We start from the raw sequence: 11,894 nt of genomic DNA on the forward strand, positions 1-11,894 counted from the left end.
TACTTCAAGGATAAAACAGAACAACAGATGCCTTCAGATAACTTGTTGAAACAAATTGAGTTTATCAAAGAGATAGACAAACTGAAATATATACAAAGGAAAACCAGGCTGCTTAACAGCGACCGGCACGAGAATGATGCGGAGCATAGCTGGCACCTGGCGATGATGGCTATTGTGCTGGCAGAGCATTCGAATGAACCTGTGGATATATTGAAAGTCATTAAAATGGTGTTGATTCACGACATCGTTGAAATTGACGCCGGGGACACGTTCATTTATGATGCTCAGAAAAATCATTCAAATACGGATGAAGAACGGATAGCGGCTAACAGGATCTTTGGCCTATTGCCCGGGGAGCAGGCGGCTGATCTGATTGCTGTATGGGAAGAGTTTGAGGCTGGAGAAACGAAGGAGGCCCGGTTTGCGAGATCCATGGACAGGCTGGAACCATTGCTTCAGAATACGTCTAATAACGGGGGGACCTGGGCTGAGTTTGGAGTGGACTACAACAAAGTCTACGGCAAAAAGAAGGTTATAAAAATGGGTTCTGAAGCTATATGGGGATTTGCCGAAATGCTGATAGACGAAAGCGTTGAAAAAGGCATTCTGAAAAAGAATGTTTAATCTGAAGTCTCCTGTCAGGGATTCTTATTCATGTGTTTAACATAAGCCGGATCATCTGAGGTAATTTACTTGATTATCCGGCTATCTCCTTTACCTTTATGTTATAACATTCCAAATTATAACCATCGTATGAATAAGATCATAATTGACCATTCAGATAAAACACCAAAGGTCCAGCAAATCATTAACTCTATCAAAGCGGAAATAGACCGGGGCAGTTTAAAAAGGGGGGATAAAATACTATCGGTAGCCGATTTTGCCAAAACGCACCAGGTTGCGCGTGATACTGTAGAGAAGGCTTACAGGAGGTTGAAGGACGAGGGATATCTTGAAACGGTGGCGGGAAAAGGGAACTATATAACCGGTAACACAGGTGGAGAGCTGAGAATACTTTTGATCTTTAACAAGTTAAGTTCATATAAAAAGGAGATATATTATAGCTTCCTGAGGGTTATGGGCCCGAAGGCGAAGGTGGATTTGCAGATCCATCACTATGATCCGGCTATCTTAAAAGAAATAATAGCTCATAATAAGGGCAAGTATCATTACTATGTTGTTATGCCCCATTTCTTCCAGGACAGTCCTGAACCTGATTACCAGGAGATATTTCACGGCATTGATCCTCAAAGCATCATGATGCTGGACAAGAAACCGGAAGTAAAAGGCATAGAATATCCGGCTGTTTACCAGGATTTTAGACTGGATATCTATGAGGCTTTATATCTCGCCCGGCACCTGTTTGAAAAATACCGTGGGATAACGGTGGTGTTTCCGCAGCTGAATCATCACCCAGTTGAAATTTTGGATGGTATCAGCAGTTTTTGCAGCGAATCATCTATTACGTTTTCAAAAGCGACTGATATGACTGAATTGATGTTGAAGAAAGGGGAGGCCTATATCACCTTAACGGAGTCGTCGCTGGCAGATCTGTTGAAAAAGATCCGTCTGTCGGGCTATGTTGCGGGCAAAGATATTGGCGTACTGTCTTTTAATGAAACGGTGATGAAGGAGCTCCTGGATATTACCGTGGTGACATCCGAGTTTACAGAAATGGGATCCCGAGCCGCGCAGATGATCCTGGACAAGAACTTTATACAGGTGAGAAACCAGTTCAGGCTGATTGTGCGGCAATCCTTATGAGCCCGGTAAATGATTTGCCGGATGGAATTTGATCGTACGCACAGGAAATCGCATATTTAACGCTTCATTTATAAAATTCATATATGAGAAGTGATGAAGTAAAAAAGGGGTATCAAAGGACACCACACAGATCATTATTCAGGGCCACAGGCTTAAAAGACGAAGATTTTCAAAAGCCATTCATTGGAGTGGCAAATTCATTCATAGAAATTATTCCAGGGCACTTTTTCCTGAACAAAGTTGCCGAAATTATAAAGGAAGAGATCCGGGCAAACGGATGCGTGCCTTTTGAATTCAATACGATTGGCGTGGACGACGGCATTGCCATGGGACATGATGGGATGCTATTCTCACTACCCAGCCGCGAGCTTATTGCAAGTTCAGTGGAAAGCGTGATGAACGCGCACAAGCTTGACGCTATGATCGCGATACCAAATTGCGATAAGATCGTTCCGGGCATGATCATGGGAGCCCTAAGGGTAAATGTTCCGACAATATTTGTCAGCGGCGGCCCGATGGCTAAAGGGTATAAAAAGGATGGGACGCCGATTGACCTGGCTACTGCATTTGAAGCCGTTGGTAAGCATGAAGCGGGGACGATCAGCGAGGAAGAGCTTCATGATATCGAATGTAATGCATGTCCGAGTGGTGGAAGCTGTTCGGGGATGTTTACTGCGAATTCTATGAATACCCTGATGGAGGCTATGGGAATCGCATTGCCGGGCAACGGGACAATACTGGCTCAAACGAAAGAGCGGGAGGAGCTCTACAGGCAGGCTGCCAGGAGAATTTGCGATATTGCAAAAGATGAAGCCGCCCGGGAGAAGTTTAAACTCCGGAATATCCTGAATGAAAATGCTGTTAAAAATGCGTTTGCAGTGGATATGGCGATGGGTGGAAGCACCAATACGGTTTTGCATATGCTTGCTATCGCTAATGAGGCGGGGGTTGACTTCCAGTTAAAGGACATTAATAAGATTTCTAAGAGTGTTTCTCACATCGCTAAAATATCTCCGAGCCTTACTACTGTCCACATGGAGGACATCAACAGGGCAGGCGGTGTCAATGCCGTCATGAAAGAGATGACCAAAAGGGGAGCGGATGTACTGGCTGATAATCTTACGATCAGCGGTGAAACGATACTGGAGAAGATTGCGGATGCCCGGATAAAGGATGAAACGATCATTCATACCATTGATAATCCATATAGTGCGGTTGGTGGACTGGCTATTCTCTATGGAAACCTGGCTGAACAGGGAGCCGTTATAAAAACAGCAGGAATTACCGGCGACCGGGTTTTTACCGGTAAGGCGGTGTGCTTTGACGGCCAGGCAGAAGCCATTGCAGGGATCCTGATGGGCAGGATCAAGGCAGGGGATGTTGTGGTGATCCGTTATGAAGGGCCCAAAGGTGGTCCCGGTATGCAGGAGATGCTGACTCCCACAAGCCTGATCATGGGAATGGGACTTGGAAGTTCTGTTGCGCTGATAACAGACGGTCGTTTTAGCGGCGCAACCAGGGGAGCTTCGATCGGGCACGTATCACCAGAAGCTGCTGAAGGGGGCATGATCGGTTTGTTGCAGGATGGAGACGAGATTCATATTGATGTAGACAACTATATCTTATCGGTTAATCTGAGTGAAGATGAGATCGCTGAAAGAAGAGCGAAATTTGTACCGGTTAAGAAAGACTTACAGTCGAGGTGGCTGGGACAGTACAGGGCACTGGTTACCAATGCCAGCAGTGGTGCCGTTTTAAGATGCGATTTGTAGAAAGGGGAGCCAAACGGCTACCCCTTTTTTGAATACCACGCGCGGATTAGCAGTGACTGGAAAAACTGGACCGGTAATGAAAATCCGGCTTTCACAAGAAGTTCTTCCAGCTTGCTTTTTGATAAAACTGAAAGCTGGGTGCCCATCGCTTTCTCTATATATTCAAGCGTTTGTTCTGAGGCACCTGAGAACCGGTGCAATGCTTTCCATTTCTCCAGCATGCTCTTAAATTCCGGTGATTCCATATCGTCGCTGATATCTGCATTAACCAGATAACCGCCGGGTTTTAGCCTTGAATACATGTCGGTATACATGGCCTGGCGTTCCCTGAGGTCTGTTACAAAATGTGTCACTAATAAACAGAGAACGGCATCAAATCGCTTATCTTCATTAAATTCAGCCAGGTAACCATGAACTAAGTTGCAACGTTCTGTCAAGCCCCGGTCGTTTATCTTTTTCCTGCAGACTTCCAGCATCGGCTCGGAGGGCTCTACCCCTGTAAAATGCCATCCCGGAAAAACTTCAGATAAGGCTATAAGCTCTTCACCGGTGCCAACACCTACACAGAGAATTTCTGAACCGGCAGGCAAGTCGTCGAGAACAAGCCTGATTAAAAAGTGCAGGTTTTTAGAAACGGGAGATAATCTGCTATTTCGCTCGTCGTAAGCTTCGGAAGCCTTCTTATCAAAAAAAGTGTTTACTGAGTTGCTGGACATATTTCGGATTGTAATGATATGAAGTATAGAGCAAATATACTCTTATTTTACTTAATGCAATTATGTTGTATTAATTGCATCGGAATATTGATTTAAGTTCTATATATCATACTTATACCCGGAAGCGATCTTCAGGCTGATTGCTATGAAGGTTTAGTACGCCGCTTAAAGCCGCTTGTTATTATCTAAACATTATCTTTTTGTTAAACCGTTTTCTCTTTTTGATATTCTCCATCAGGTAAGCTTTCTTTGGTTTAATTTCTAATAATAGTATCGCTGGATAAGTATGTTATTAAAAAAAATAAATAAACTTTTTATTTCTTGGAAAAAATCTTCGAAAGTGTTTATTTTTATAAAACAGGAGCTGGTGATTAAGGTTCTGACTGCTCATAGCAGGTTTTTTCTTTCCGCGCGTTGCCGGTTACATGAAAGGAGGCATTTGATGATGCCTTTTAATTATCAGAAATTAATTTTTGTAATCCTATGATAGATTTAGCACTTAACGGAGGCCTTAGCCTCGTTGTTGAAAAAGAAGAAACCGCTCAGGATACTTTGCTTTTACAACGGATATCAGAGGGCGATGAAAAAGCGTTTGCTGCGTTATTCTATCAATATCTTCCAGTTTTGATGCCTTTTGTCAGCCGGTTCACCAAGTGTGAATATGGTACTGAAGAAGTTATTCAGAACACTTTTATCCGCGTATGGATGAACCGGGAGAAGCTTGAACGCGTAAATAATATAAAAGCATGGCTATACCGGTATGCATCAAATGAGTCCCTGAATTATCTCAGGAGTTCCGGATCCAGGAAAAATACTGAATATATAACACATTGTAGCGATGCTTTCACACTTCATAGCGAGTGTACATCACAGCATATTAACCTGAATGAGGTACGGCACCTGGTAGCTCAGGCTGTAGGATGTCTATCTGAGCAACGGAGGAAAATCTACATCATGAGCCGGAACGAGGATTTATCTATTCCTGAAATAGCTGCGCAACTCGGCATTTCACCCAACACTGTAAAAAACACACTTGTTGCCTCGTTAAAATCGGTTCGGCAATACCTGTCTCTCCATGGATATCATTTTTCACTCCTGTTCTTTTTGTTCTTTAAATACAGGCCTTAAAAAAATTTACTTCCCGGATAGTCCTTTATGTCATTTAGGGTTTCTTATAGTTGTGAGGACTACAAATGGACCAGGAAAGAATTAATTATTTATTACAGCGATTTACTGATGACCTGCTTAGCAACGACGAAGAAATAGAGTTGCTGCTGCTGATCAGCGATGATCGCTATGATTTTCCGGAGCATCTGATCTGGCAGATAGAGAGAGCCCAGGCACCGGCACCCGTTGACGAAAAATGGGATAGCATGCTGGCAACGGTATTATCTGCAGATAAGTTTGTGTCCGGCGAACCTGAGAGGGCGACCAGAAAGCTTCAGGCTTGGCGCTGGCTGGTCGCTGCGTCTATTGTGCTGATCCTGGGTTATTCTGCCTGGTTCTTTTTCAGCAATTCACCTTCATCTCACAAATATCAGTTTGCTGCAAATGGAAATGGACCTGATATTCCTCCTGGAGGAAACAAAGCGGTTGTTACTTTGCCGGATGGTAAGAAGGTAATACTTGGCGCCGGTGTTCGTGGCCTCATTTCCGAAGCTGGTGCCATACAGGTAAGCAGAACAGGAGACGGACAGGTTCGCATTACAAATTCTAAATACAAGGAGCCGGCATCAAATAATCCGGTTATTATTGAAACACCCAGGGGCGGAACCTATCAGGTGATCCTGCCAGACGGATCAAAGGTTTGGCTCAATGCAGCATCGTCCCTGAGTTTTCCCGGAAGGTTTGATGACGCGGAACGGCTTGTTGAGCTAAGCGGAGAAGCTTATTTTGAGGTAGCGAAGAATTATCAGAATAACGGCGAACGAAGACCCTTTGTTGTGAGAAGTGGTTCTCTGAAAGTAAAAGTACTGGGCACGCATTTTAATATCAACGCTTATCCGGAGGATGAAAATATCAGGACGACCCTGCTTGAAGGCAGCGTAGCTGTTAGCAGGAAGGGCGAATCGTATTTACTGAAACCCGGTCAGGTTGCAATTGCAAAGGCAGAAAAGGCAGTTAGCATACAGGCGGCGGATACTGAAGAGGCTGTTGCGTGGAAGAACGAAGCGTTCCAGTTTTCCGGATCGGATGTTCACGAGGTCATGAGGCAATTATCCAGATGGTATAATGTAGAAGTACGTTATTCGGATGATATGATTAGTGAGCACTATACAGGTTATATCTCACGGAATGTGCCTGCTTCAAAAGCGCTGGCTATGCTGCGTGAAATAGGGGATCTGAATTTTATAATGACTAACGGCGTCATAACGGTAACGAACAAACCACGAAATAAAGCAATCAAAAATTAAATTTATGAGAAAGACAATTACTTAGCTCATTTCACGGAAGACGGAAGGAAAATCCGCTTTGGCGGCAACCAAAGCGGAAATATGTCCGGGCTTCCCATGCAAATCATTTTCCGACAATCAACAAGGTAACGAAACCCAAACAAGAACAAATGTATGAAATGTAAGTCATTTTTCTGCCCCATCGGGCAGAAATCATTCACGGCTTGTATCTGCTGGCCATTTCCCCGCAAACTTCTTCGTATTATGAAAATCACTGGTGTATTGCTGTTCGCATTTTGCATACAGGTAAGCGCCTCTGTGTATTCACAGCAGGCAAGCATCAATGTCAGTAATTCCTCCCTGGAAAATGTATTTGTCCAGCTTAGGAAACAAACAGGCTATCGCTTTTTATACAAAAATGAAAACGTCAGTAATAAGAAGGTCAGCATAAGTACCAGCGGTGAGCTGGCCGATGTGCTCCGAACATTATTCGCTGGTCAGGGGTTGAGCTTTATTATTCAGGAGAAGACTATCCTGGTGAAAAAAGCTGAAACTGCTCTACCTCCGGAACTTTTTTCTGCTGATATCCCGGTTAAGGGGAAAGTTACAGATGAAAAAGGGGAGCCTCTGCCAGGCGCCTCGGTTCGCGTAAAAGGAACGAGTTCGGGGGCGACCACCGATGCTAACGGTGTTTTCAGGCTCGCCGGAGTTCCGGAAAGCAGTATTCTGGTCATTACGTATACCGGTTTTATACAGCAGGAAATTCCACTGAAGGGGCGCGAAGACCTGACGGTAATATTAAAAGAAAATGCTACTGAATTAAACCAGGTAGTTGTGGTAGGCTACGGTACACAAAGGAAGGCTTCGGTGACAGGGTCTGTTGCTCAAATCAGCGGAAAGGAGCTTGGAACGGCGCCAACGTCTAACTTATCTTCTATGCTGCAAGGCCGTCTTCCAGGACTGGTAACCCGGCAAACAAGCGGTCAGCCCGGCAGCGACGGTGCTTCATTGCTTGTACGGGGAATTAGTACTACAGCAAATAGTAGTCCTCTGATCATTGTAGATGGGTTTGAGCGGGATTTTCCAAGCATCAACCCGGAGGAAGTTGAATCGGTCACTGTACTGAAGGATGCTTCCGCTATTGCGGTATACGGTGTAAGAGGAGCCAATGGCGTTGTCCTGGTTACAACAAAACGCGGTTCTGTACAGAAGAACACCATAAACGTAAATTCTGCTCTTTCTCTGAGCAGTAACACGAATTTTCCAGCTTTTCTGGACGGCCCCGGCTATGCCTACTGGTATAATAAGGCACAGGAGATGGATGGAATAGCAGAGAGTGCCAGGCGGTTTACTACTGATGAGATCAGCAGGATCGGGAACGGTGATCAGCAGGGTGTATTTGCCAATACAGACTGGTTCGGTATGCTGTTTAAGGATTATGCACCGGTCTATACCAACAACCTGTCACTGAGCGGCGGAACTGACAAATACAAGTTCTTTATTTCGTTGGGAGCTTATAACCAGGAGGGGATTATAGACAGGACCTCTTACGACAGATATAACGTCAGAGCAAACCTTGATGCTGATATTAACAAAAACCTGAGTGCCTCCGTAAGTCTTGCTCTTATAGACGGTAAGGCCAAAGAACCAGGCCTGAGCGCCGGTATCGGGAATGATTATGCTTCGATCTTCAGCCAGGCAATGATGTCCTACCCATATCTGTCTCCATACAATGCATCCGGGATGCCTGTGGGGAGCCTGAATGCGGGCAACGGCAACCAGAATCCAATTGCGGCACGCGATCTTTCCGGTGAGAATAATACCAGGAACAGCCGCTTTCAGGGGAATGTTGCCCTTACTTACAAAGTACCGGCGGTAAAAGGACTCAGCCTGAAAATGAATGCGGCGTATGATAAGGGATATTCTATGCGTAAGGCCTTCCTGCTTCCATACCTGCTGTCTGTGTACAACAATTCGACCCGTAATTTTACAGAGGCTTATGCCAGACACGCGCAATCGGGAGATGCACAGGTAAACCAGTGGTTCACCAACTCCTGGAGAACTACTTTGCAGCCATCGGTAACCTACGACCGCGTTTTTGATAAGCATGCTATCGGCGCATTGTTCCTGTACGAATATATGCGGAACGACGACGAATCTCTTTCCGGCGGAAGAAGGGGATATCCTATTACAGATATTATGGATCTGAACTTTGGCGAAGAAGTTATTGACAATCTCGTTAAGGGTGGACATGGCATGTACCGCCGGGCAGGATATGTGACACGCTTCAATTACAGTTATGCTAATAAATACCTGCTGGAGTTCTCGGGACGATACGACGGAACGCCGAAGCTCCCTGAAGAAACCCGTTGGGGCTTTTTTCCCGCTGTGTCCGCAGGATGGCGCATCTCTGAAGAAGGGTTTTTCAAAAATGCATTGCCTTTTGTAAACGACCTGAAAATCCGCGCTTCTGCCGGTATCCTGGGAAATGATCGTATTCCAGATTACCAGTACCTCCGAACGGTAAGCCTCGGCACAAGTCCGGTTGTACTGATCGGTGATAAGTTATCGCGCCCTCTGAATGTTACGCAGTTCCCGAATTTGGGAATAAAATGGGAAACCACAAGAGTCTATAACATAGGACTTGAGAGCAGTATGTGGAATGGCCTGCTCGGCATAGAAGCAGATGGGTTCTATAAGGTAACAAAAGATATTCTACAGGGACAATCGGGCGAAATGCCGGCTTCATTGGGACAATATTACGCCAGCACAGTAAATTCCGGGATGGTTGACGGGCGTGGGGTTGAACTTATCCTGAAGCACAATAACCGCATTGGTCAGTTTGACTATTTCTTTAAGGGGAATTTCTCGTGGGCGAAGAATAAGATCATTAAGGTGACTGAAAATGCGAATGTTCCTGATTATATGCGCCGTACAGGAAAGCCTGCGGGTGTAAAATTCGGTTTTCTGGCCGATGGACTATTTCAGTCGCAGGAAGAGATAGATAACGCAGCGCTCTTTGGGCCTACGCGGGTGGGGGAGGTCAGGCTGAAAGATCTGAACGGAGACGGAAAGATCACGTTCGACCAGGACTGGACGGTAATAGGACGCAGTGACATGCCCGAAATGATGTTCGGGCTGAATGCGGGAGGAAATTTCCATGGTTTCGACTTTAACCTTTTCTTTCAGGGGGCGGCACGCAATGATGTTGCCCTGTCCGGTTTGTATTCTGACAAAGGCATCTATGATAACACGTTTTATACGATGGCTTTCTATCAGGATGGTAATTCTCCCAGGTACCTGGCTGAAAATGCCTGGACACCCGAAAATCCAAATACAGAATATCCCCGCTTAAGTACCACAGCTGCCCAAAGCGGAGGTAAATTCTCGTCCTGGTGGGTTCGGGATGGCGCTTACCTGAGGCTTAAAAGTGCACAGATTGGATATACATTATCCAAAAAGCTGAGCAGCAGGCTCAATATTCAGAATATCCGGTTGCATGTTGCCGGCAGCAACCTGTTCACCATCACCGGGCTGGATTATCTTGACCCGGAAATGCCCAGCGTAAACCAGGGATATTATCCGCAGCAAAAGCTTTATGAATTTGGAATCAATGTCACCCTTTAATATCCGGAATAACATGAAAATGAAATATATAATGGCTTCACTGATCCTGTCCGCAGCGATTATGAACACTGGTTGTAAAATAGGCCCCGAACTGACGAATGTATACGACGAATCCGTCGCCTGGACGAGTGAGGCCAACCTGGAACTATCTTTAAATAAGTTTTATCCTCTTATAGGGCAAACCTATTATACTCCCCATATCACTCAGGACGCCTATTCGGACGTCCTCAAGATGAATACGCCAAATGCAGACCCGAATTTATATGTCCTTGGATCAGCACAAATAACGCCAGGGACCAATCCGCTAGGAAACTGGGATAATGCCTATTTATGGATCAGAAACTGTAATGAGTTTCTGGACGGGCTTCAAAAGAACGGAAGTAAGCTCGCTCCCGAAATAGTATCACGTGCCGAAGCGGAAGTCCGTTTTTTTCGTGCCTATGTTTATTTTGAACTTGCCAAACGCTACGGGGCTAGCGTGATTCTTTTAAAGAAACTTCCTGAAGAAAAATTCAATGGGAGGAGCATGCCTGCAGAAGTCTGGGATTTTATTGCTGAAGATCTTGACTTTGCAGCTGAAAACCTTCCTGTAACGGTTCCTGCTGCTAAACGTGGAAAACTGACACGGGGAGCTGCCTTCGGGCTTAAATCGAGAGCGATGCTGTATGCAAAGCGGTGGAAAGATGCTTCTGATGCTGTGCGCAACCTGGATAACCTGGGGCTATACGATCTGTATCCAAGCTATGAGCAGCTTTTCAACCAGAAGCGTTCATCTGCAGCGGAGAATAAGGAAAGTATCCTTGAGTTTGGATATCAGTCTCCGGATTTTGGTTATTCTTTTGATTATTTTTATGCTCCTCCGGGCGACAAAGGATATGCGCAGGTTAGCCCGACTGAAAATCTTGTTTCTGAATATGAAATGGCTGATGGCTCAAAGTTCAGCTGGAGTGATCCTGTGCAGGCTGCTAATCCATATGCCAACAGGGAACCACGATTTTATGCTTCTATCCTTTACAATGGAGCACAATGGAAAGGCCGCACAGTTGAGACTTTCGTCGGTGGTGTTGACGGTTATGCTGCGGGCGGAGGAACTACCTGTACAGGCTACTATATGAAAAAACTGTTTGACGGCAGTATCCGCACTCAGACCGAGGGCTTCAGGCCAGGTGAATTAACGTTTTATTTTATGCGCTATGCAGAAGTATTGCTGATATACGCGGAGGCTATGGCAGAGCAGGGCGATCTTAACGAGGCCTTGAAAGCGCTGAACCGGGTAAGGACCCGCGCCGGGTTTACTGCCCCGCTTACTGCGGGCAGTAAAGATGATTTTATGCGCCTCCTCAGGCATGAACGTATGATAGAGCTCGCTTTTGAAGGACACCGTTTCTGGGACCTTCGCCGCTGGGGACTTGCAAGCCAGCTGCTAAATGGCATCAGCGTAGGGGGAACCAAGATCACCAAAAATGCTGCCGGCAGCCTTACATATGAAAGGGTAGATGCGGATAATGGTAAAAAGCGAATTTATGCAGAGCGGTACAACCGTTTCCCGATACCCGCTACCGAGATTCAGCGTAACCCGATGATCGAACAATTTGATGAGTGGAAATAATCAGCATTGAACA

General features: G+C 45.5%; 8 protein-coding genes. 7 read left to right on the forward strand and 1 reads right to left on the reverse strand.

Going from position 1 to position 11,894, the window contains the following annotated elements; translation table 11 throughout:
- Nucleotides 1–27 precede the first annotated feature (27 nt).
- From DDR33_RS06670 to ilvD, 3 genes are all read left to right on the forward strand, one after another.
- Nucleotides 28–624 (forward strand): HD domain-containing protein, encoded by a 597-nt coding sequence (locus DDR33_RS06670; RefSeq protein WP_109414994.1) that lies wholly within the window; start codon nt 28–30, stop codon nt 622–624.
- Nucleotides 625–753: 129 nt separating this feature from the next.
- Complete coding sequence (locus DDR33_RS06675) at nt 754–1,764, forward strand: GntR family transcriptional regulator (protein ID WP_109414995.1); 1,011 nt, start codon at nt 754–756, stop codon at nt 1,762–1,764.
- Between the two features lie 83 nt (nt 1,765–1,847).
- Nucleotides 1,848–3,536, forward strand: coding sequence for a dihydroxy-acid dehydratase (ilvD, locus tag DDR33_RS06680; RefSeq protein WP_109414996.1), 1,689 nt, complete (start codon nt 1,848–1,850; stop codon nt 3,534–3,536).
- 17 nt (nt 3,537–3,553) lie between these two features.
- Here ilvD and DDR33_RS06685 read toward each other — a convergent pair whose 3' ends face one another.
- On the reverse strand, nt 3,554–4,252 hold the full coding sequence (locus DDR33_RS06685) for a class I SAM-dependent methyltransferase (RefSeq protein WP_109414997.1): 699 nt from the start codon (nt 4,250–4,252) through the stop codon (nt 3,554–3,556).
- A 483-nt stretch (nt 4,253–4,735) separates the two neighbouring features.
- Between DDR33_RS06685 and DDR33_RS06695 the strand changes: the two genes are divergently transcribed.
- The 4 genes from DDR33_RS06695 (at nt 4,736) to DDR33_RS06710 (ending at nt 11,881) form a co-directional block, all read left to right on the forward strand.
- A complete protein-coding gene (locus tag DDR33_RS06695) occupies nt 4,736–5,380 on the forward strand; it encodes an RNA polymerase sigma factor (RefSeq protein WP_109414999.1) in 645 nt (214 codons plus the stop codon).
- Between the two features lie 65 nt (nt 5,381–5,445).
- Nucleotides 5,446–6,666, forward strand: coding sequence for a FecR family protein (locus DDR33_RS06700; protein ID WP_109415000.1), 1,221 nt, complete (start codon nt 5,446–5,448; stop codon nt 6,664–6,666).
- Between the two features lie 243 nt (nt 6,667–6,909).
- Nucleotides 6,910–10,272, forward strand: coding sequence for a TonB-dependent receptor (locus DDR33_RS06705; protein ID WP_109415001.1), 3,363 nt, complete (start codon nt 6,910–6,912; stop codon nt 10,270–10,272).
- Nucleotides 10,273–10,285: 13 nt separating this feature from the next.
- Nucleotides 10,286–11,881 carry a RagB/SusD family nutrient uptake outer membrane protein gene (locus tag DDR33_RS06710; RefSeq protein ID WP_109415110.1) on the forward strand — a complete coding sequence of 532 codons (1,596 nt, stop codon included), beginning with the start codon at nt 10,286–10,288 and terminating at the stop codon, nt 11,879–11,881.
- Nucleotides 11,882–11,894: the final 13 nt, after the last annotated feature.

Source organism: Pararcticibacter amylolyticus, assembly GCF_003130405.1.
GTDB lineage: Bacteria > Bacteroidota > Bacteroidia > Sphingobacteriales > Sphingobacteriaceae > Arcticibacter > Arcticibacter amylolyticus.

Bases quoted from the DNA above. Each gene is read 5' to 3' on its own strand.
- ilvD (WP_109414996.1), top strand. From the start codon at position 1,848: ATGAGAAGTGATGAAGTAAAAAAGGGGTATCAAAGGACACCACACAGA.
- DDR33_RS06685 (WP_109414997.1), bottom strand. From the start codon at position 4,252: ATGTCCAGCAACTCAGTAAACACTTTTTTTGATAAGAAGGCTTCCGAA.
- DDR33_RS06705 (WP_109415001.1), top strand. From the start codon at position 6,910: ATGAAAATCACTGGTGTATTGCTGTTCGCATTTTGCATACAGGTAAGC.
- DDR33_RS06670 (WP_109414994.1), top strand. From the start codon at position 28: ATGCCTTCAGATAACTTGTTGAAACAAATTGAGTTTATCAAAGAGATA.
- DDR33_RS06695 (WP_109414999.1), top strand. From the start codon at position 4,736: ATGATAGATTTAGCACTTAACGGAGGCCTTAGCCTCGTTGTTGAAAAA.
- DDR33_RS06675 (WP_109414995.1), top strand. From the start codon at position 754: ATGAATAAGATCATAATTGACCATTCAGATAAAACACCAAAGGTCCAG.
- DDR33_RS06710 (WP_109415110.1), top strand. From the start codon at position 10,286: ATGAAAATGAAATATATAATGGCTTCACTGATCCTGTCCGCAGCGATT.
- DDR33_RS06700 (WP_109415000.1), top strand. From the start codon at position 5,446: ATGGACCAGGAAAGAATTAATTATTTATTACAGCGATTTACTGATGAC.